The following is a 21639-nucleotide window of genomic DNA, read 5'->3' as shown; positions in this document are numbered from 1 at the left end:
TCCTGTATGATTACATCCATCGCATACTTACATTATAGCACTTTTTAGCAAATGACGTTTATGATTCATCCGGCAAGCGAGAAGGAAGGGCTTCTTGCCTGCACACTTCCTTCTTCCCCCGGCTGCGCCGCTTATGAAGCAGGAATACAACGAGCAGAGCGATAATTGCGATTATAAAGACCTTTAAGAACCGTTCGACCGCCATCAAGATGAATGGCCATTGATCTCCGAACAAATAACCGATCGAGATAAACACCATGACCCAAAGAAGCGAACCTGTGTAGGCGTATAGAGCGAACGTGCGGAATGGAATGTGTATAATCCCTACAAAATAGCCGATGAATTGCCTGATGCCGGGAATGAAATAACTGAAGAGTAGCAGTTTATTCCCATATTTCCCGTAATAGCTTCTTGCTCTCTCCACATGTTTGGGCTTCACAAAGAGCCATTTGCCGTAGCGCTCAATCAAGGGAGCTCCCAGCCTATAGCCCATCCAATACGTGACCGTCATCCCCAGAATAGAGCCTGCATATGCAGCCGCTGCTGCAGGGAACCATTCAAGCACACCTTTATAAGATAAATATCCGGTATAGGCCAGCGTCATATTGCCTGGAGGAATCGGCAGCGCAATGGCATCCAAGGGCAGACCGATGAGCAGCACCAAGTATCCGTAAGCTGAAAACAATTGTTCAATATATTCCAATAGCTTCATGAAGATGCTCCTTGTTCAGATCCGACAGCCTCTCTGTTCATCGTAGCGGTGTCTGTTAGTCGTAAACGGGCAACCTGACGGCCGGTCATAGCGTTTTCTCAGACTCTATGTTCCCGTTTGCGGAAGGGTTGCCCCCTGTTCTGTGCAGCCGTCTGATTCTTCTGATAAGCATATATGCGGCGACCAGAAGGCAGCCTCCAAGCGCAATCAACCCCGCATAGCTTTTTACCGTATGTAGAACATCCTTCCAGTGAGGACCGACCAAATGGCCGACGCCGACATAAACAACGACCCACAGAAAAGCGCTGGTATAGGAATATAAAGCGAAGGAGCGGAATGGAATGCGAACGATTCCGGCGAAGTAACCGGAGAACTGCCGGCCGGCGGGGATAAAGAAGCTGATCAGCAGCAGCTTATTCCCGTATCGATCGAACCATTGCTTCACCTTATCCATTCTGCGGGGGTTCAGCATGAGCCATTTTCCATAACGCTTAATGAAGGGCATTCCCGCCCAATAGCCGATCCCGTAGGACGCCGTAATCGCGACCGTGGCTCCTAGAAAGGATACAAGCACGGAGTACAGCCACTGCATGCTCCCCATGTACGATAAGTAGCCTGCATAAGCCATGACGGGCTCCGCAGGAAACGGAAGCACGAAATCGACGATCAGTCCGATAAACAAAACGAAATAACCAAATTGCTCAAACCAATGTTCGATAGGGGGCATCATTGTCCACTTCTTTCATTTAACTTATTGGGATCATTTGCCCCGGGATACATTCAGTTCTAGCTTAACGAATGAGAAAGATCTTCGTAATGAACCCGCGATGGGTATCGACCAAGACCTAAGTCTAAGGTGCTTACTGGACTCCAAGCGATGCGAGATTGGAAAATCGCCTTAGTTTTCGAATGAATCCCCCAAGAAATAGGGTTAGAGATCGTTTACATTAGATACAGAACAACATCATTATTAAGGGAGCGTGCAGCATGATCGATTCAACGATTCAACTAACAGAAGAACAAATTCAATATTACCGTGAGAATGGATTCGTCCAGGTAGATAATATATTGTCATCCGAGGAGCTGGAGGAGCTTCGCGAGCATTTGGGCGAAGTCATGGGCGCACAGGAAGGCGGGCGTTCCGTGCAGACGTCCCAGAAAGGGAATGCTTATTTCAACGTATTAAACCAACGGGTGAATACATGGCGCGATCATGGGGGCATGGCACGGTTCGTCTTGTCTAACCGATTTGCCGATATGGCGAAGCAATTGTGCGGCGCCCAAGGAATTCGCTTATTTCATGACCATGCCTTGTTCAAAATGCCGCAGGATTCGAAGGCAACGCCATGGCATCAGGATTGGCCTTATTGGCCGATGAATGAGACCGGCGCGCTGTCGATCTGGATCGCATTAGACGATGTGGACGAGAATAACGGCTGCATGATGTTCGTGCCGAAATCGCAAAAAATTAAAAATCTGAAGCATGTTGATCTGGTTACGCCGCATGATATTTTCTCGGAAGAAGGCGCATCCGAGCTCGATCGCAACAAAGCCGCAATCGTTCGGATGAAGGCCGGAAGCTGCACGTTCCATGACGGGCTGACCTTCCATTATGCACATGCGAATCAAACGGATAAGCCGCGGCGGGCACTTGCCATTATCTTCATGCCGGACGGGACAACCTTCAGCGGTGCGATGCATGCTTGTACAGATGGTCAGAACTTTGAGAAAGACCAAGTGCTCCGCGGCGGGATGTTCCCGAAGCTGGCCTAAGAAGGGGAGGATTGTCGGGTGAAGTATAGAACGTTTGGCAAAACGGGCTGGAGTGTGTCCGAAATCGGTTTTGGAGGGTGGCAGCTGGGCGGTGATTTTGGCAAGGTGGACGAAGGTGAATCCATTCGAACACTTCACCATGCATGGGATCGTGGTATCAATTTCGTAGATACCGCACAGATGTACGGCCGCGGCCGGTCCGAGGAAGTGATCGGTAAGGCGCTGCGGGAGTGGAAGGGAAGCGGCCCGCTCTATATCGCAACCAAAGTACAGCCGGTAGCTTGGCCGGATGCTTCGGATGGAGCGCCGGCGATGGAAGGGCGCTACCCTGCTGCGCATCTGCGCGAGCAATGCGAAGGAAGCTTGCGCCGACTAGGCGTCGAAGCTATTGACTTGTACCAGCTGCATGGCTGGTTTCCCAGCGGTATCCAGCATACCGAGTGGTATGATACACTATTACAGCTTCAGCAGGAAGGGAAGATCCGCGAGATTGGCGTTTCAATCCGCGATTATCGCCCGGAAGATGGCATCGAGCTTGCCGAGACAGGCTGGGTGTCCTCCGAGCAGGTTGTCTTCAATATCTTCGAGCAGCGCCCTGCGGAGCGTCTCCTCCCCGCTTGCCAGAAGAATGGCGTAGGTGTTATTGCGCGCGTGCCTTTTGATGAAGGCGCCCTAATCGGCAATTGGACGCTGGATACGTACGACGAGTGGGAAGAGGGAGACGTGCGCAAGCGGTATTTCCGCGGCGAGCGGTATATGAAGACGTTCCGCAAGGTCGAACAGCTGAAGCAGACGATGCAGCAGGTTGCCGGTGACCGGTACGCGACCTTGGCGGAAGCGGCGCTGAGGTACTGTTTGTCCGATCCGGCTGTAAGTGTTGTTATTCCCGGCATGAAATCGCCGGTAGAGGTTGATTTGAACGTGGCGGTATCCGACGGCGAGCCGCTGCAAGCCGATCTGTTAGAAGCTTTCCGCGCCTATCAATGGCCGAGAAATTATCACACTGCCGGAGAGGAATGAGCCTTTGTGAACCAAGGGAATACCCGCCCTAATGTCGCTTTTCATGAATTGCGGCCGGAGCAGATCGCAGCGCGTAAACGTGAGCGGTCCGTCGCATACTTAGCTTTCGGCATTCTGGAGTGGCACGGATTGCATAATCCCTATGGCCTCGACGGCCTGAAGGCGCACGGTATCGCGGTGAGGCTGGCTGAGGAACTGGGCGGATTGGCGATGCCGCCTATGTACTGGGGAGACCATCGCGGTGAAATTTGCGAACGTCATCTGGATGGGCAAATGCCCATATCCGAGCAGGATGGAACGCTCTGGAACCCGGGCGATACGATGTGCGGCGCGTTAGAGGTTCCACGTGATTCGTACGAACGCAATGCAGCTAGATCCGTCCGCAATGGCGGCTGGAGACTATGGGAGGAGTTGGCGGTCCATGCCTTCTTCCAAATGGAAAGCTATGGATTCGCAACGATCATCGCGATTCCCGGACATTATCCGCTAATGGATCCGTTGGCACGCGCCATTGAGACATACAAGCAAGATGGCGGCCGGTGCAGCATAATTACGGTGAACGATGAACGGTATGCCCGTGACGGGAAGGGCGATCATGCTGCGGCCTATGAGACATCGCTGATGATGGCGATTCAACCGGAGACGGTAGATCTCGGACGTCTCGACTCCGACCTTTCGAAACCGCTAGCCGGTGTGGCGTTGGGTCCTGATCCGCGTACGCATGCTAACCGTGAATATGGTGAGTCGGCGCTGCGGTTGTTGGTGGATGATCTGCGGGAGGGACTGCTGCAGCTGGTTCCTTGACAGGTGCTGTCATCTGCTTATCATCATGTGCTAGACCGCCGCTGTATAGTGCCCTGCTAGGCACGCGGGGCTGCAGTTTTGCTATATCTTTGAAGACTCTCGTGAAGCTGTGGTTGCGCTGCGCGGGAAAAGAGGGCTCCTACAGACCAGGAGCAGCGTGAATGGGTGGAGTGAACGCTGCGTCTGGTCTGAAGGGGCCTGCTTCTGCGTTTATATAGTGGTTAATATGCTAGCCCGGGATTTGTACGGCATTAAGGTGTGCTGATGGAGGCGGCCACCCGCCCCGCGCAGACTCAGCCTCCTAAGCGGCGCCGAGTGCTTGGGGGGTGGGAAGTCCGCTTTCTGGACTTACAGCGACTGGGGTTTGAGAAGTGGGAGCGAACTCGCAACGATAAGGCCGAAAAACGGCGTTACAGCAACAAGTTCAGCTGGAGGAGGAGCCTGTAAGTCCGTTTTCTGGACTTACAGCGACCGAGGTATGAGAAGTAGGATCGAACTCGCAGCCATAAGGCCGAAAAACGGCGTTACAGCATCAAGTGCAGCTGGGGGAGGTGCCTGTAAGTCCGCTTTCTGGACTTACAGCGACTGGGGTTTGAGAAGTGGGAGCGAACTCGCAACGATAAGGCCGAAAAACGGCGTTACAGCATCAAGTTCAGCTGGGGGAGGTGCCTGTAAGTCCGCTTTCTGGACTTACAGCGACTGGGGTTTGAGAAGTGGGAGCGAACTCGCAACCATAAGGCCGAAAACGGCGTTACAGCAACAAGTTCAGCTAAGGGAGGGCCACCTGCCCCGCACAGACTCAGCCACCTAAGCGGCGCCGAGTGCTTGGGGGTGGGAAGTCCGTTTTCTGGACTTACAGCGACCGAGGTATGAGAAGTGGGAGCGAACTCACAGTCATAAGGCCGAAAAACTGCGTTACAGCATCAAGTCTAGCTGGAAGAGGCGCCTGTAAGTCCGTTTTCTGGACTTACAGCGACCGAGGTATGAGAAGTAGGAGCGAGCTCGCACCCATAAGGCCGAAAAACGGCGTTACAGCATCAAGTGCACCTAGAGGCGGAGCCTGTAAGTCCGTTTTCTGGACTTACAGCGACCGAGATATGAGAAGTAGGAGCGAACTCGCACTCATAAGGCCGAAAAACGGCGTTACAACAACAAGCGCAGCTGGAGGAGGCGCCTGTAAGTCCGTTTTCTGGACTTACAGCAACCGAGGCATGAGAAGTGGGAGCGAACTCGCAACGATAAGGCCGAAAAACGGCGTTACAACAACAAGCGCAGCTGGAGGAGGAGCCTGTAAGACCGTTTTCTGGACTTACAGCGGCCGAGGTATGATTAATAGGAGCGAACTCGCAACGATAAGGCCGGAAAACGGCGTTACAGCATCAAGTGCAGCTGGGGGAGGTGCCTGTAAGTCCGTTTTCTGGACTTACAGCGACTGGGGTTTGAGAAGTGGGAGTGAACTCGCAGCCATAAGACCGAAAACGGCGTTACAGCATCAAGTTCAGCTAATGGAGGCGGCCACCCGCCCCGCGCAGACTCAGCCTCCTAAGCGGCGCCGAGTGCTTGGGGGGTGGGAAGTCCGTTTTCTGGACTTACAGCGACCGAGGCATGATTAATAAGAGTGAACTCGCAACGATAAGGCCGAAAAACGGCGTTACAGCATCAAGTGCACCTAGAGGCGGAGCCTGTAAGTCCGTTTTCTGGACTTACAGCGACCGAGGTATGAGAAGTGGGAGCGAACTCGCAGCCATAAGGCCGAAAAACGGCGTTACAGCAACAAGTGCAGCTGGAGGAGGAGCCTGTAAGTCCGTTTTCTGGACTTACAGCGACCGAGGTATGAGAAGTAGGAGCGAACTCGCACCCATTCCGAGTGAATCGCCGGCCAGCAAGCAAACAGGCTCTTTCGCAGCATATTCTTTAGCTAGCATGGCTAACAGCATCATCCTTGCAGGCATGCTCACAAACTATAATTCGAGTGATAGATTCCACCTTTTCTTTCTTGACGGTATCGGGAGGGGAAGGTATATTCTAGTTAGCTTGTACGCCACATCTGCTGAGGCAGGCTTGGTCAAGCAAGTGCGCATAATGTTTGGGCTTTCGCGTATTCCTGGATTCATATTTCAGAACGTTTATATCACTACTTATGTATATGGAGGTTGTGTAATGCTCAGAGGTTTAACGCAAGCTGGAATCGGTATGGAAAGTGATGAACGGCTCATAGAGTCCGCAGCGGAATACGGCTTTCAAGCGGTGGATGTGGATGCGCTTTCGCTAGTCGAGCGTCTCGGCCTGGATCAGGCGCGCGAGCTGCTCCAGAAACATGGAATCGTCATCGGTTCAATCGGTCTACCCGTTGAATGGAGAACGACGGATGAAGCTTTCCTCCAAGGCTTGGAGAAGCTGGCTAAATCGGCTGCAGCGGCATCGGCGCTGGGATGCACGAGCTGCTGTACATATATTCTGCCATCCACGGATATGAAGCCCGCACATTTCATGACAGTGGCCACGAAGAGATTGCGCATATGCGCACAAATTCTAGGCGCTTACGGAATCCGGCTTGGCTTGGAGTTCGTGGGACCGCATCACCTGCGGACACAATGGAAGCATCCGTTCATCTGGACGCTGGACGAGACGTTGGATTGGATCGACGCCATCGGTGAAAGCAATGTAGGCCTGCTGTTTGACGCTTACCATTGGTACACGAACGAGCTGACAGTTGCGGATATCGAGCGTCTTCGCCCGGAACAAATCGTTCATGCGCACATTAATGACGCGCCGGATTTGCCTGTAGAGGACGTACTGGATAACGGACGTCTCTATCCGGGTGAGGGTGTGATCGACTTAGCAGGATTCCTGAGAGCACTCCATGCTATCGGCTATAAGGGCGTCGTGGCTCAAGAAATTTTAACCGCATCCCGTTCTGCGGAATCTCCCGAAAGTCTGCTACAGCGCTCCCAAAAAGGCTTCAACAAGGTTTATACAGCAGCAGGTTTGTAGAACGACTGACACCATGAGATGCTGGAGAGAAATGAACAAGAGGACTCTTTTGCCATCGGCGGAAGAGTCTTCTTGCATCAGAAGGGGAATTGAAAATGAAGCTACTCACGCAGTCGCCTCGCAGCTCCATCTTTATGAAGATCGTTCTAACCTTTCTAGGGGTGCTAGCCCCTCTCTATGCCCTCAACTTATATATGAACGAATCCGGACAGCAGACGGTCCGTTCGGAGATCGTACAATCCATGAACACCAAGGTCGAGCTCTATGTTAATTTGATCGAATCCGATATACAGCGGGTCATTAAGCTGATTGAAACATACGTCAATGATGACGATCTCATGAAATTAAGCACCTCGACCGCGATCATGTCGGATATTGACCGAACAGATGCCATTCTAGCCTTGAAGAATAAATTGAATTTGGTCAAAACGTCCAGCAGCTTCGTACACAATGTTACGGCCTTCATACCGGAGCTGGACCGGAGCGTGACCTCCAATGATGACGCGATCACTGCTTTCGATGAAGCGCAGTTCAAAGCGCTCTCGGTGACGACCAACCGATATGAGACGCCGTATGTAATCTGGAACGACCGTTTATTCATTAGTGTCCCCTATCCCGATCCTGCGACATCGGGAGGACGCAAGCCCGTCTTTCTATTGACGGTTGAGGTATCCCAGCCAGCTCTTCGCAGCGCGATGCGCACATTTACGAATAATGGGGAGACGGCTGTATTATCCGGCAATCATCTGTCCTACACCGTTACGAGTAATAACGGTTCAGAGGAGGCGGAAGCTGCCGTTCCCGAGCTGGTGGCATCGACTGGATCCAAACAGGAGAGTGAAGAAGGTGCGATGCCGCCTGACCGGCAAATTCAGAAATCGATCACGATTAATGGAGAACGGCATCTTGTCATAGCCAAATCCTCCAGTATGCTGGATTCCACCTTGTCCATCTTTGTGCCCGAAGAAGAAATTTTCGGTTCGCTTAGCCATTACCGGTGGTGGATGCTCTGGCTGACCTTGTCGTCGATAGTCATTATTGTCTTCTTCGCCTTAAGCATATACCGCATTATCCAGCGGCCCATGCATACACTGCTTCGTTCCTTCAATAAGGTGGAGCAGGGCAATCTGAATCTGGTTGTGCAGTATCCGTTGAAGGATGAATTCGGGTTTCTGTTCGACCGTTTCAACGCCATGGTAAGGGAGTTGAACGTTCTCGTTCACGAAGTCTATGAACATAAGTATCGTGTACGGTTAGCGGAGTTGAGACAGCTGCAGTCTCAGATCAATCCTCACTTTTTGTACAACAGCTTTTTTATTCTCCACCGGATGGCAAAGCTGCACGATAATGACAATATCATTCGGTTCACCAAATATTTAGGCGAATATTTTCAATTCATTACCCGTGACGGCATGGATGAAATGGCGCTGGAGATGGAAGTGAAATATGCGCGTACGTACACGGAAATTCAGGCGTTCCGCTTCGGCAACCGCATACACACGGAGTTTGGCGAGCTTCCGCCTGGAATGGAGCAGCTGCTGGTACCGCGCCTGATTTTGCAGCCTCTAATTGAGAACGCCTACAATCACGGGTTGGAAAACAAATTGAAGGACGGCTGGATCTGTGTTTCATTCGAGCAGCAGCACGATACGCTGGTGATTGCCGTGGAAGACAATGGTGACGAACTGGATGAGAGCAAGCTTCACTCTCTGCGCATGCGTCTGTTATCGGCAGAAGAATCTGCTGAAAGCACGGGCCTTATCAATGTTCATCGAAGGATACAGATCAAATACGGGCATGAAAGCGGTCTGTCTTTATCGAAGGGTGAGAGCGGAGGACTGAGGGCGGAGCTTCGGCTGCCGCTGATTTGGGAGGAAAATGAGAATGCGAATGTACCGATTGTTGATCGTGGATGATGAGCCGTATACCGTCGATGGCTTATTCGAATTGCTGCAGGAGACCGAAATGCTTGGGCTCGATTTGTATAAGGCTTATTCGGCTAATGAGGCGATCGAGTGGTTGAATCGGGTGAAAATCGACATTGTGCTCAGTGATATCCGTATGCCGGGTATGGACGGGCTTCAGCTGCAGCGTCAGATTAAAGCAAGATGGCCGCGCTGCAAGGTTATTTTCCTTACCGGAATGAATGAGATGACCTATATTCAACAGGCGCTTCGGGATGGCAGTATCGATTATATTCTGAAGACGGAAGGCGACGAACCTATTCTCAGGAGCGTTCGAAGCGCGATCGATGCATTGGAGGAAGAGCTGAAGAGCGACCGTTATTTGCAGCATGCCAAGGCACGAATTCAACAGGCGCTTCCAGGTCTTCGCAACGGTTGGTTCATGCAGCTGCTGCAGCATGGAATTGATCATGTGGGCCTGACTCAATCAAGACTAGCCGAGATGGAGAGTCCCCTCAGCTCGTCTGCCCCGCTGCTGCCCGTGCTGGCCAGGGTGGATCGATGGCCGGAGCATATAACGGGCACGGATCGTCCGCTGCTTCTATTCGCAATAGAGAATATCGTGCAGGAAATGCTGGGTGAGATGAACGCCCAGTCCGTTATTATCGACGACTCCTATCTGATGATCATGATACAGACCCAGCACCGGGGAGGATGCCATGCTGGAGAAAGTGATCAGGCTGGCGCGATTAGATTCGTTCAGGGGATGCTGGAAACGGTACAGTCTACGTGTACGCAGCTGCTTCAGCTTCCGGTGTCGGTGATATGCGGTCGCGCCTTTGTCAGCTGGGAGCAGATCGCCGACACCTATTTTCGGATGCGTCAAAAACTCGTGCTTGGCGTAGGCAAGGGTGAGAATATGATGCTTCTCACAGGAAGGGGACTCAGCAAGGTCGACAGCGGTGCGGCTATGATGCCATCCCGCCTGAGGGAACAGCTGGATGTGGCGCTGGAGAGCGGGCGTTCCGAAGAGGCCCGTACGGCAATCCATGTTTGCTTCGCCAATACAGGGGAGTATGCCCGTTACTTGGAGGCGTATTATACGGTGGCCAACCAATTGATTAGCTTGATCAACCGTTGGGGATGGGCGGAACAACTGGAGCAGGACGGTGAAATCCGGCTGGAACAGTTAATGAATGTGCAAAGCCATTCCTCCCGTGAGCAGGCGGTCGAGTATTTGCTAACCGTGGCTGAACGTCTGATCACGTTCAAGCAGGGGGTACAGGATGAGCGAACCGAGCGGATTGTCGAGAGAATAAACCGGTATATCCGCGAAGGAATCAGTGGAGATCTGTCACTGACGGCTTTGGCAGAGCTCGTTTTTCTAAATCCGGCCTATCTCTCCGTCCTATATAAACAGACGACGGGTCAAAATATATCCGAGTATATCATCAGCGTCCGGTTAGAGAAGGCCAAGGAGCTGCTTCAGGACTCCCAATACAAAATTCACGAGGTGGCGGCAGCGATCGGCTTCGATAACGCCGGTTACTTCACCCGCTTCTTCCGCAAGAATGCCGGGATCGGACCGCAAGAATACCGGGACCAGGCTGGCATATAAAATGACCTTCTTCTACAGTGCATCCATAAATGGAACAGAACAAAACAAAAGAGAACGAATCTAAAGGATGTTCCATTTCATGCACGGATGACTCGATCTATACTTAAGCCAAGCAAGATGACCAACCTAAATATGCTTCCTGACGAACATGGCAGCGGTTACATCCTAGACGTGAAGCAAGACTCTTGGTTAGAAGATTCAAAGCAGCTGCAAACTCCCGCAAAACAAGGTTTATAGCTCCCAAAGCAGCGCTCCACCAAACGAAGCTAATGCTTCCGAAGCGAGTTTTGTTGCGAAGTAACATAGGAGGCGGCACTTCACCAAACGAAGCTAATGCTTCCGAAGCAAGTTTTGTTACGAAGAAACTCGAGGAAGCAGCACTTCACAAAACTTTTAGGAGGAAGTCCATGAAAAAGATGAGAGGCAGGACATGGGTCACGGTATTGCTTGTTATGTTGATGGTTGTTGTGAGCGCTTGCGGAAATTCCGGTGAGAAGAAGGAAGAGGGCGGCAACAAGAACGCAAATACGCAAGGGTCGGAAGGAAGCGGGGGCACAGGCAACGAGGAAAAAACAGAAGGGCCTATCGATCCGCTTGGTAAATATGATCCGCCGATTGAAATATCAACCGTCCGTATCGTCAATGATACGTACAAGTATGCCGAAGGCGAAAGTATCGAGAACAACGCCTGGACGCGTACGCTGCAAGAGAAGCTGGGCATCACGCTGAAGAACAAATGGGTCGTTAGCGGTGACGGACCCGGCGGACAGGGCGAGCAGAAGATGAACGTTTCGATCGCCTCCGGTGATCTGCCGGACTTCATACCAGTCAATTCCAGACAGCTGAAGCAGCTGGTTGAAGCGGATCTGTTGATGGATCTAACCGATGTATACGAGAAATATGCTTCGCCGTTCACGAAAGAAATCATGAATCAGGATGGTCCGAACGCATTAGCCTCCGCAACCTTCGACGGTAAGCTGATGGCCATACCAAACACGGGCTCGGCTATGGATGGAGCAGCGATGATATGGATTCGTACCGATTGGCTGAAGAAGCTGAACCTGCCGGAGCCGAAAACGATGGACGATGTGTTTAAGATATCCGAAGCGTTCACGACCCAGGATCCGGACGGTAACGGTAAACCGGATACCATCGGTATTTCACTGAACAAGGATCTATATGGCGGTTATGCCAGTATTGACGGCTTCTTGAACGGATATCATGCCTATCCGCGTCAGTGGATCAAGGACAGCTCAGGCAAGCTTGTTTTCGGAAGCGTTCAACCGGAGATGAAGCAAGCGCTTGCCAAGCTGCAGGAGCTTTATAAGAAAGGTCAGATCGATCGGGAGTTTGGCGTTAAGGACGGCGGGAAAGCGGCGGAATTCGCTGCAGCAGGAAGAGTCGGGCTCCATTTTGGCACCATGTCTAATCCGCTCTGGCCGCTCGTAGACAACAAGAAGAATGACAAGAATGCACAGTGGCAATCCTACCCGATCGTATCGGTAGACGATAAGCCGGCACAGCCGCGGGTCGGCCTTGCAGTAGGCACTTATTACGCTGTGTTGAAAGAAACGAAGAATCCGGAGGCGCTGCTCAAAGTCATTAACCTGTTCGTAGAAACGGGCTGGGGAGAGACGACAACGCCAGAAAATTATGCGGAGCACTTTACAAAAGGCGGATATGAACGGCATAAATATATTCCATTCCAAACGTGGCCGGCACGTAAAAATCTAGACATTCATCTGCATGTTAGCGAAGCGATCAAGTCCGGAGATAAGTCGAAGCTGAATCCGGAGGAAACCGATAATCTCTCCCAAATCGAAGCTTTCTTGTCAGGCAAGGAAGGCACCGAGCTCGGATGGGGCTACGAGCGGATATTCGGCATAGACGGATCGTTCAAAACGATTAACCAATATGTAAACGATAACAGCATTCTCATGAGTGAGTTTTACGGTGCGCCGACTCAGACCATGGTAGAGAAGGATGCTACACTGCAGAAGATGGAGCTGGAAGTGTTCTCGAAGATCATCATGGGTGATTCAATCGATAACTTCGACAAGTTCGTAACCGATTGGAAGAAGCTCGGCGGAGACAAGATTACAGAAGAAGTTAACGCATGGTACGCAGCCAAATAAGTATGACTTAGCATGCAGAGGGAGGAAGAAGGAACACTCTTCCCTCTCTTGCATTCTTGGCCTAACAATCCGAAGAAATCGCAGGGAGGCGGCAGGATGCTTCAAAAACTGAAATCGCCTAATTGGCCGCTGCATCTCATGCTGCTGCCGGGCCTAATTCTGGTTCTCATCTACAGCTATGGTCCCATGATCGGCATCGTCATTGCGTTCCAGAAGTTTATGCCGGCTAGAGGCGGTCTCTTTGATTCCCCTTGGGCGGGTCTCGATAATTTCCGGTATGTTCTCGATATGCCTGATTCTATGCGGATTCTCAAGAATACGATTATCATCGCTGTTTTCAAAATCGTGATCGGTTTTATTGTGCCGGTTGTCGTGTCGCTTCTGCTCAATGAAGTTCGCAAAGAGGTATTCAAGCGCGGCGTACAAACCTTGATTTATTTACCTCATTTCCTGTCTTGGATTATTCTTGGGGGCATTCTGATCGACGTGCTGTCGCCCTCCAGCGGAATTCTGAACCAATTTCTAGGTATGTTTGGCATTGAATCGATTTATTTTCTAGGGGACAATTCCTGGTTTCGGCCGGTGCTCGTCATAACGGATGTATGGAAAGAGTTCGGTTTCAACACGATTGTTTATCTAGCCGCTTTAACCAGTATCAACCCAGCCTTATACGAAGCTGCAATTGTCGATGGAGCGGGGCGCTGGAAGCAGACGATGCATATTACGCTGCCTGGGATGATGCCCATTATCGTGCTGACGATGACACTTGCGATCGGCAACGTACTGAATGCCGGCTTCGATCAAGTGTTTAATTTATACAGCCCACAAGTATACGAATCGGGAGATATCATCGATACGTTCGTCTACCGGATCGGGCTGGTCGATGCGCAGTATGGCGTAGCGACAGCGGTTGGCTTGTTCAAGTCGATCGTCTCCTTCACCTTTATTTCCGTTTCCTATTACTTGGCCTATCGTCTCGCGAACTATCGCATTTTCTAGTAACGTTGAAGGAGGGAGAAGCATGGTCGAGCAGCTCACCTTGGGAAGAAGATTGTTTGTTGGCACGAACTATGTCGTGTTGGCCTTGCTATCCATACTTTGTCTTGTACCCTTGATACATGTACTGGCTGTATCGTTCAGCTCAAGTGCGGCGGCTACAGCCGGCCTGGTCAAGCTGTGGCCCGTGGAGTTTACAATCAGCTCCTATCAATTCGTTCTCGCTAAGCCAGCCTTCCTAACCTCGATCGGTGTCACGCTGCAGAGAGTCGCAATCGGCTTGACGATCAATATGGTGCTGACGATATTGGTCGCCTACCCGCTCTCAAAGGAAGTCAACAAATTTCCGATGCGCACGGTCTATGTATGGATTTTTGTGGTCACGATCTTGTTTCAGGGCGGATTAATTCCGCTGTATATGACCGTTAAGTATACGGGAATTATGGACACGATATGGGCGCTTGTGCTGCCAAACGCGGTACCGGTATTCAATGTCGTCCTCCTGCTTAACTTTTTCCGCGGGCTGCCCAAAGAGCTGGAGGAAGCCGCTTTTATGGATGGCGCGGGGCATTGGCGGACACTATGGCAGATCATCGTGCCGCTGTCGGCTCCGGCTCTCGCAACGCTGACGCTGTTCGCAACCGTTGGACATTGGAACTCGTGGTTTGACGGACTGATCTTCATGGATTCACCTTCTCACTATCCGCTTCAGAGCTATTTGCAGACCGTAGTCATTAACCGGGATCTCAGTCTCATCTCTTCGTCGGATATGAAATCACTGGCGGAAGTGAACGATAGGACGGCGAAAGCGGCGCAAATCTTTCTCGGGGCGCTGCCGATTCTGCTCGTGTACCCGTTCCTGCAGCGGTTCTTCATGAAGGGCATCGTGCTGGGCAGCGTTAAGGAATAACAGCGTCATTTCTCTTGAAAGCGATACAGGTCCTCAAACCTGTATCGCTTTTTGTGTTGTACATCTTGCGCTTCCCTCTCAAATTGGGAGAAGGGCTGTCCCTTCAAGCAGCCGGGTGCTGAAGAATGGGCAGCCTTTGCGCTACATTAAATTCAAGAGGGAGTGCTAGAATAGAGTCCGACGATATGAGAGAGATAAAATAATTTCACCCAAGCGGGAACCAAACGCCCTGCTCGTCCATCTAATAGGCAAAGAGAGAGGAGCTGCACGATTGTGGACGTGTCGATAAAGGTACAAGAAGCGGTCAATGGAGCGCGGGATGCCTTCATACAATTAATTCGCGCCAACGAGCAATCGATGTACGCGGTTGCCCGCGGTATATTGAAGTCGGACTCCGATGCAGCCGATGCCATTCAGGAGACGATTCTTAAGGCCTATAACGGAATTCGCGGACTTCGGGAACCGGCTTATTTTCGGACGTGGCTTATTCGTATTCTAATTAATGAGTGCAGGCAAATCGCAAGACATAACAGCAAGTTTATTCCGATGACCGGCGTCGTCGAAAGGGAAGACGTTCATGGCTTTGAGTCGAGTATGGAGGTCGACGAGCTGCTTGGCGAGCTGGATCTGGAACATAAGGAAATTGTCGTGCTCTACTATATGGAAGATATGTCTGTGAAGGAGATTGCGCAGTCGCTCGATATTTCCGAGGGCACTGTCAAGTCGCGTCTCTATCGGGCGAGATTGAAGCTGGCTATTCTGCTCAAAGAAACGGAACCGGGGGTGGTGCTGCAATGAAACGAACGATGCTGGATATCCGCATAAAGGAGAGGCTGGGCGTTCAAGGAAGTCAGATTCCAGGGGAAGTGAAGGCCCGGATCGAACAAACGCTGGAAGGGCTGCCCCAAGAGAGAAGGCGCAAGAAGCGTTCAAGCATCTCTTTCTACAAATGGGCATGGCTGGCCGGAATTATGCTGGTATCGGGCTCCGTCCTGGCAGCAAGCAGCAGCACCTTCGCAGACGCCATGAAACCGTTGCTGCAATCCATCTTCGCTTCGATGGGGGACAAGGGTGTATCCGAACGCGCCGATCAGAAGGAGCTGCCTATATTGGCAAGCAAGGAAGATAAAGGCTATACGTTACGGATTCATGAGGTTCAATATGACGGGCTGCGCCTCTCATTCAGTTATTCGCTCTCCCATAAGGACGGTATACCGCAGGAATATTACGTAAAACCTGCTTTTCAGCTGGACAACTCCATGAAGAAAATGGCCCCTGGCGTACTGAATTCCGATTCAGGCGCATTATGGGGGGACAATAAGATCGGGATCGTCAACTACTTTTTTGACCGGCCTGTTCCGGATCGGCTTCCCCTCCAAATTAACGTGCCCCAGATTGCGGTCAGCGGTTCTGACGCGATTATGAAGGAGATGGTTTCCGGCAATTGGAGCTTCGAGATCGAGGCGGTCAAATCCGGAACCATTGCGGAGAAAACCTATGATGACAGCTACACCGTCAAGCAAGACGATGTACAGTTCGGAGTCACCCAATCCCGTACGTCAGCCAATGCGGCCGTATGGAACTTCCATCTGGAGCTCCCGCGAAAGCTGTATGCTGCGCACATGGAGGATGAGCATTACTCGTATGGGCTTAAATATGAGGTTAGCTATGGAAACGAGCTGAAGCTGGGCGTGATTACCTCATCAGGGTCCAGCAGGATCGCGGACCGGAGCTTGCCGGAGGATCACTGGGTAGAAGTAAAGGATATACGCATGTTCACCGAGCCTGTACCCAAAGGGGTCGAATCGGTGACGGTCGTACCCGTCCTGATGACCTATCCGAAGACGGACAAGGGCGAGGCCTATTCAGAGAAGCCGCTGCAGCAATTTGCAGTAAAAATTCCCCTCCCATAAGCGTTGAAGCGAATAGGGCTTGAAGCACCAGTACCTGATGAGAAGGAATGTAGTATGCAGAGAAGCGGGATTAGTGTGGATTTTTAATTAAATCTTACATCCTATGTGAGATATAACAAGAGCCGCAAGGCGCCGTTGTTGGCGCCTTTTTTGTTGTTGAGATAATGATTTCTGGAGGAAATTGGTGGATTTATAAGAAGGGGGGAGCGAGGCTGGCGTGAGGCGCCGGTAATGCCCCGATACCCGGGTATAGCGGCTCGCTCCCCATATGACAGCGCCACTGGAAACCGTTATATTCATTTTGTTTACAAATGGATTTTTTGTTAATAAAGGGAGGGAGAAAGGGCCGATGAGTCCGGTACGACGCTATTTGCTTTGGGCAAGGCCATACTGGCCAATGATCGGCGTAATCATTACGCTGGGCATCATTCAATTCGTACAGCCGCTGGCCAATCCGTGGCTGACGAAAATCATCGTCGACGAAGTACTGAAGGGAGCAGGCAGCTGGGGGTTATACGAAGTCGTTACGTTGATGGCAGTGATTACCGTCTGCGGGATCGCGATTAATTTCATTCGCGGTTATTTGACGGCAGGCCTTGGCAACCGGATGATGCGGGATTTAAGGGATCAGCTGTATGATCATTTGCAGCGAATGTCAGTCGGGTTTTACGAGCAGCGGCATGTAGGCGGGTTGTCATCGCGAATTTTGCATGATATCGGCGGGGCTCAGAACCTGATCGGCGGCGGTGTCATCAATCTGGTGATGGATCTGTTTCTCGTCCTGTTTGCCGGGGCGATGCTATTCCAGATGGACGCGACGCTGGCTTTCATCGCGCTGTCCATTCTGCCGCTCTATTATTTATCGTTTACAAATTTGAATGTCCGAATCCGTCTTGCGTGGCGTTCGGTCCACAGGCAGATGGAACGTATCTCGGGTACGCTTGTGGAACGGATGTCGGGGATTCGCGTCGTGCAGGCGTTCAACGGAGAAAAGATCGAGAAGCATAGGTTCAACAAGCAGACGCAGCAGCACTTTCAGCACACGATGTCGGCTCATCTGGTTTCCAATCTGCTTGGCCGAATGAGTGAAACGCTGGCCAATGCCGGCAGTATCGTCATCTGGCTCGTCGGCGGTACATTCGCGCTGAATGGCAAAATGACCGCAGGCGAAATCATCGCATTCCAGATGCTGCTGGGCAATCTCTATGGTCCGATTCAACGTTTTGCCGACGTTAACGTCACGATCCAAAATTCAGTCACGAACATCGAGCGAATCTTTGAGCTGTTCGATGAACAGCCCGATGTGCAGAGTTCCCCGGATGCCCGTCCGATGCCGGTATGCAGGGGGCAGGTCCGGTTTCAAGATGTATCGTTTAAATATGTAATACGCACGCCTGTTCCGCAGCATGCGGTAAACTGGAAGGATCCGGACCTCGTGGAGAGGGAAGCAACGCCGAAGAAATTCTTCTGGCTGCCGACCAATGTGAATCCGCCCAAGCCCGTCATTGAATTGGAGGAGCGCGAGGCGATGCATGACATCTCCTTCGAGGCGAAGCCTGGTCAGGTCATTGCCTTGGTAGGGCCGAGCGGTGCGGGTAAATCGACGCTCATTAACTTTATTCCGCGGTTCTATGATGCGGAGAAGGGGCGTGTGTTCATTGACGGCGTGGATGTGCGGGACTACGTGCTGGAGGATCTGCGCAGACATATTGCGATCGTCCTCCAGGATAACATCTTATTCTCCGGATCGATTCGTGATAATCTGGTCTACGGACGTCCAGATGCTACGGCGGCCGAGATCGTCGCGGCTGCGCGATCTGCCAACGCGCATGAGTTCATCGAGAGCTTCAAGGACGGCTATGATTCCATAATTGGAGAGAGAGGGATGCGCTTGTCGGGCGGCCAGAAGCAGCGGCTCGCGATCGCTAGAGCATTGCTGAAGGATCCCCAAATCTTGATATTGGATGAAGCGACCTCCGCGCTGGATTCGGAATCCGAGGCACTCGTTACGGAAGCGCTGGAACGATTAATGGAAGGCCGTACAACCTTCGTCATCGCGCATCGGCTTGCAACGGTCGTACGCGCCGATCAGATTCTCGTCATCGATAATGGACGCATTGTACAGCGCGGTCCACATAAGCAGCTGCTCCGCGAGGATGGATTATACCGGAAGCTGTATGAACAGCAGCTGAAGGCGATGAAGCCGGAAGAAATGGCAGATTTGAAGTACGGAACTTGATCTTCGTCATTCTTTGAAAAAAGATAGGCTGCCCCATGCGAGTTCTTGTGCATGCAGGGCAGCTTTCATTTACTTGACTGCCGCACATGGCTCTACTTGCATCCCTACACTTTATGATAGAATAGAGAGGAGACAAAACCTTTCACGAGAGTCAGGAGTCGATCATGGAACTATTCGAGGCGATTGCCACAAGAAGATCTGTCGTTAGAGTGAAGGAAGACGCTGTATCAAGAGAAGCGATTGATCAAATATTGGAAGCTGGCATTTGGGCACCTAATCACCGGTTAACGGAGCCTTGGCGTTTCTTCGTGATGTCCGGTGAAGGACGCGGCAAGCTTGGCGAGGCTTATTACCGGATCGCGATGGAAGGCGCTGCCGATCCAGGCTCCCCTGAGAGCATTGCCGCTGCAGAGGGTGCCAAGAAGAAAGCGCTGCGCGCACCGGTCGTTATCGCCGTTGCTGTAGCTCCAAGCGACAAGAAGATGGTCATTGAGATTGAAGAATACGGCGCCGTATTCGCAGCCGTCCAGAACATGCTTCTAGCGAGCCATGCGCTTGGTTTGGGCGCCATATGGCGCACCGGGGAACCTTGCTATCACCCATTCATGAACGAGGCCTTCGAGCTTAGACCGCAGGACCGCGTTCTTGGTCTTATCTATCTTGGCCATCCTGAAGGGACGTCGCCGGCAGGCCGCCGGGAAAGCGCGGCTTCCAAGACGGTCTGGATCGACTAACATACCATCGTCAGCCGTGTGAAATATGTTATGGCAAGCTCCGCATCCGCATTCGCCCGCATAGAATGGAACATAAGCCTATCCCGCGCGAGAGGAGCTGCTTGTTTCATGCGGCGGACCTTACTGCTGTTGGTACTCGTATTATATGTACTGCTAGTCGTTTTGCTGCTTGTCGCGATGCTGTAACGCTACATTCAGACCATCAGCACCCTCACCGGTCATTCAAGATCGGGAGGGTGCTGTTTGCATTGCATTTATAGTCCGGCTGATCATCATTAGCAGTATCGATGGACTGCTGCGTATAGCATAATGATTCCCTTTTTGACGAATACTTTGAAGAAGATCCACTATTCCACCAAAAATACAGCAGGGGATGAGCAGCTCATGGCAACGAAAACAGGCGCCAAATATAAGAAAATGACGATGTCTCCGAAAGAATATCAAACCTATGCCAAAAACCGGGAGCCTTCCCGTTCGATCTTTGGAAATTGTGTCCGCGCATTCTTGGTCGGAGGATTAATCTGCCTGCTGGGACAAGTCATACAGGATTTTTTCGTTTATGCCTTCCAAATGAGTAAGACGGAGGCGAGCAATCCGACAGTCGCGGTTCTGATTCTGATCTCAATCGTGCTTACTTGTCTGGGCGTGTATGACAAGATCGCCCAGTGGGCCGGCGCGGGGACGGCTGTTCCCGTTACCGGCTTCGCCAATTCCATGTGTTCCGCCGCTCTGGAGCATCGCAGCGAAGGGTTGGTGCTCGGCGTTGGCGGCAACATGTTTAAGCTGGCCGGCTCTGTTATCGTATTCGGTGCCGTGGCGGCATTTTTTGTCGGCATCGTCTATATGGTGCTTGGCGTGGAGGGACATTAACGATGCTGCAGGGTAAACAAACTTGGTGGTTCGATAAGAAGCCGGTCATCATTGGATCCGCGACTGTTGTCGGTCCGGACGAAGGGGACGGCCCGCTTGCATCCGATTTCGATCTGGTTCATCCCGAGCTTGATATGCAGCAGAAGAGCTGGGAAAAGGCGGAACGCCTGCTGCTGGAACAGGCCTCTGATTTCGCGCTGAAGCATGCGAGAGTCAACAAACAGCAGCTTCAATTCTATGTCGGCGGGGATCTGATGAACCAGATTATTAGCAATTCCTTTGCCGCCAGAACGATCGGAGCCCCCTATCTTGGCGTGTTCGGAGCTTGCTCGACCTCGATGGAATCGCTTGCGATCGCTTCGCTCATCGTTAATTCCGGTTCCGGGGAGTATGTGCTGGCCGGCACCTGCAGCCATAATTGTACGGCGGAGAAACAGTTCCGCTATCCGACGGAGTATGGCTCGCAGAAGCCGCCGACCGCACAGTATACGGTAACGGGAGCGGGAGCGGCCGTCCTGGCCGCGGAAGGCGTAGGGCCGGTTGTAACGAGCGCGACGATCGGTAAAATCGTCGATCTGGGTATCAAGGATCCGTTCAACATGGGTGCTGCGATGGCGCCTGCGGCTGTGGATACGATCCAAGCTCACTTTAATGATACGGGCCGGGAGCCGAAGGACTACGATCTTATCGTGACTGGAGATCTCGCGAGCGTCGGCCATGAAATAGCCAAGGATCTGCTGACGCGGGATGGCGTTCCGATGGAGGATACCGTATTTAAGGATTGCGGCCTCATGGTTTATGATGTCGGACGCCAGAAGGTGCAGGCAGGCGGGAGCGGCTGCGGCTGCTCAGCCGTCGTTACTTATGGGCATCTGCTTAAACGGATGAGGCAGGGTGAGTTCAAGCGTATTCTCGTGGTTGCGACCGGCGCATTGCTGTCCCCGCTTTCCTATCAGCAGGGGGAGAGCATTCCATGCATCGCCCATGCCGTATCGATCGAGAGTCAACATTAAGCGG

General features: G+C 51.9%; 17 protein-coding genes. 15 read left to right on the top strand and 2 right to left on the bottom strand.

The annotated features are described in order from the left end of the window. Positions 1 to 58 precede the first annotated feature (58 nt). Positions 59 to 712 (bottom strand): DedA family protein, encoded by a 654-nt coding sequence (locus NNL21_RS06755; RefSeq protein ID WP_204816625.1) that lies wholly within the window; start codon positions 710 to 712, stop codon positions 59 to 61. Positions 713 to 797: 85 nt separating this feature from the next. After that, entirely contained in the window at positions 798 to 1442 is a 645-nt protein-coding gene (locus NNL21_RS06750) for a DedA family protein (RefSeq protein ID WP_204816624.1), read from the bottom strand. A gap of 257 nt (positions 1443 to 1699) precedes the next feature. Between NNL21_RS06750 and NNL21_RS06745 the strand changes: the two genes are divergently transcribed. The 15 genes from NNL21_RS06745 (at position 1700) to spoVAD (ending at position 21635) form a co-directional block, all read left to right on the top strand. Continuing rightward, the gene (locus NNL21_RS06745) at positions 1700 to 2485 is read left to right on the top strand and encodes a phytanoyl-CoA dioxygenase family protein (RefSeq protein ID WP_204816623.1); all 786 of its coding nucleotides are present in this window, start codon (positions 1700 to 1702) and stop codon (positions 2483 to 2485) included. A gap of 18 nt (positions 2486 to 2503) precedes the next feature. Further along, positions 2504 to 3505, top strand: a complete 1002-nt coding sequence (locus tag NNL21_RS06740) for an aldo/keto reductase (protein ID WP_204816622.1) — start codon at positions 2504 to 2506, stop codon at positions 3503 to 3505. Positions 3506 to 3511: 6 nt separating this feature from the next. Next, entirely contained in the window at positions 3512 to 4309 is a 798-nt protein-coding gene (locus NNL21_RS06735; RefSeq protein WP_204816621.1) for a creatininase family protein, read from the top strand. Between the two features lie 2160 nt (positions 4310 to 6469). Continuing rightward, on the top strand, positions 6470 to 7303 hold the full coding sequence (locus NNL21_RS06730; protein ID WP_204816620.1) for a sugar phosphate isomerase/epimerase family protein: 834 nt from the start codon (positions 6470 to 6472) through the stop codon (positions 7301 to 7303). Positions 7304 to 7398: 95 nt separating this feature from the next. Further along, complete coding sequence (locus tag NNL21_RS06725; RefSeq protein ID WP_204816619.1) at positions 7399 to 9219, top strand: sensor histidine kinase; 1821 nt, start codon at positions 7399 to 7401, stop codon at positions 9217 to 9219. Beyond that, entirely contained in the window at positions 9188 to 10825 is a 1638-nt protein-coding gene (locus NNL21_RS06720; protein ID WP_204816618.1) for a response regulator, read from the top strand. The genes NNL21_RS06725 and NNL21_RS06720 overlap by 32 nt, the downstream gene beginning before the upstream one ends. Before the next feature lie 407 nt (positions 10826 to 11232). Further along, complete coding sequence (locus tag NNL21_RS06715) at positions 11233 to 12960, top strand: extracellular solute-binding protein (protein ID WP_204816617.1); 1728 nt, start codon at positions 11233 to 11235, stop codon at positions 12958 to 12960. Between the two features lie 96 nt (positions 12961 to 13056). Further along, positions 13057 to 13959 (top strand): ABC transporter permease, encoded by a 903-nt coding sequence (locus NNL21_RS06710; protein ID WP_204816616.1) that lies wholly within the window; start codon positions 13057 to 13059, stop codon positions 13957 to 13959. 22 nt (positions 13960 to 13981) lie between these two features. Further along, entirely contained in the window at positions 13982 to 14866 is an 885-nt protein-coding gene (locus NNL21_RS06705) for a carbohydrate ABC transporter permease (protein WP_204816615.1), read from the top strand. A 273-nt stretch (positions 14867 to 15139) separates the two neighbouring features. Continuing rightward, positions 15140 to 15664, top strand: a complete 525-nt coding sequence (locus tag NNL21_RS06700; RefSeq protein WP_256555070.1) for an RNA polymerase sigma factor — start codon at positions 15140 to 15142, stop codon at positions 15662 to 15664. Beyond that, on the top strand, positions 15661 to 16779 hold the full coding sequence (locus NNL21_RS06695) for a DUF4179 domain-containing protein (RefSeq protein ID WP_204816614.1): 1119 nt from the start codon (positions 15661 to 15663) through the stop codon (positions 16777 to 16779). Before NNL21_RS06700 ends, NNL21_RS06695 begins: the two co-directional genes overlap by 4 nt. A 349-nt stretch (positions 16780 to 17128) precedes the next feature. Beyond that, positions 17129 to 19018: an ABC transporter ATP-binding protein gene (locus NNL21_RS06690; protein WP_256555069.1), complete on the top strand. Its 1890-nt coding sequence runs from the start codon at positions 17129 to 17131 to the stop codon at positions 19016 to 19018. A gap of 164 nt (positions 19019 to 19182) precedes the next feature. Beyond that, positions 19183 to 19752: a nitroreductase family protein gene (locus NNL21_RS06685; RefSeq protein WP_204816613.1), complete on the top strand. Its 570-nt coding sequence runs from the start codon at positions 19183 to 19185 to the stop codon at positions 19750 to 19752. A gap of 384 nt (positions 19753 to 20136) precedes the next feature. Further along, on the top strand, positions 20137 to 20622 hold the full coding sequence (gene spoVAC / locus NNL21_RS06680; RefSeq protein WP_204816612.1) for a stage V sporulation protein AC: 486 nt from the start codon (positions 20137 to 20139) through the stop codon (positions 20620 to 20622). A 2-nt stretch (positions 20623 to 20624) separates the two neighbouring features. Further along, positions 20625 to 21635 carry a stage V sporulation protein AD gene (gene spoVAD / locus NNL21_RS06675; protein ID WP_204816611.1) on the top strand — a complete coding sequence of 337 codons (1011 nt, stop codon included), beginning with the start codon at positions 20625 to 20627 and terminating at the stop codon, positions 21633 to 21635. Positions 21636 to 21639 lie beyond the last annotated feature (4 nt).

Source organism: Paenibacillus mendelii (genome assembly GCF_024498075.1).
Classification (GTDB): Bacteria; Bacillota; Bacilli; order Paenibacillales; family Paenibacillaceae; genus Paenibacillus_Z; species Paenibacillus_Z mendelii.
This window is presented reverse-complemented; position numbering and strand designations above follow the sequence as displayed.

Bases quoted from the DNA above. Each gene is read 5' to 3' on its own strand.
- NNL21_RS06710 (WP_204816616.1), top strand. From the start codon at position 13,057: ATGCTTCAAAAACTGAAATCGCCTAATTGGCCGCTGCATCTCATGCTG.
- NNL21_RS06705 (WP_204816615.1), top strand. From the start codon at position 13,982: ATGGTCGAGCAGCTCACCTTGGGAAGAAGATTGTTTGTTGGCACGAAC.
- NNL21_RS06750 (WP_204816624.1), bottom strand. From the start codon at position 1,442: ATGATGCCCCCTATCGAACATTGGTTTGAGCAATTTGGTTATTTCGTT.
- NNL21_RS06690 (WP_256555069.1), top strand. From the start codon at position 17,129: ATGAGTCCGGTACGACGCTATTTGCTTTGGGCAAGGCCATACTGGCCA.
- NNL21_RS06695 (WP_204816614.1), top strand. From the start codon at position 15,661: ATGAAACGAACGATGCTGGATATCCGCATAAAGGAGAGGCTGGGCGTT.
- NNL21_RS06745 (WP_204816623.1), top strand. From the start codon at position 1,700: ATGATCGATTCAACGATTCAACTAACAGAAGAACAAATTCAATATTAC.
- spoVAC (WP_204816612.1), top strand. From the start codon at position 20,137: ATGGCAACGAAAACAGGCGCCAAATATAAGAAAATGACGATGTCTCCG.
- NNL21_RS06725 (WP_204816619.1), top strand. From the start codon at position 7,399: ATGAAGCTACTCACGCAGTCGCCTCGCAGCTCCATCTTTATGAAGATC.
- NNL21_RS06755 (WP_204816625.1), bottom strand. From the start codon at position 712: ATGAAGCTATTGGAATATATTGAACAATTGTTTTCAGCTTACGGATAC.
- NNL21_RS06720 (WP_204816618.1), top strand. From the start codon at position 9,188: ATGCGAATGTACCGATTGTTGATCGTGGATGATGAGCCGTATACCGTC.
- NNL21_RS06685 (WP_204816613.1), top strand. From the start codon at position 19,183: ATGGAACTATTCGAGGCGATTGCCACAAGAAGATCTGTCGTTAGAGTG.
- NNL21_RS06715 (WP_204816617.1), top strand. From the start codon at position 11,233: ATGAAAAAGATGAGAGGCAGGACATGGGTCACGGTATTGCTTGTTATG.
- spoVAD (WP_204816611.1), top strand. From the start codon at position 20,625: ATGCTGCAGGGTAAACAAACTTGGTGGTTCGATAAGAAGCCGGTCATC.
- NNL21_RS06730 (WP_204816620.1), top strand. From the start codon at position 6,470: ATGCTCAGAGGTTTAACGCAAGCTGGAATCGGTATGGAAAGTGATGAA.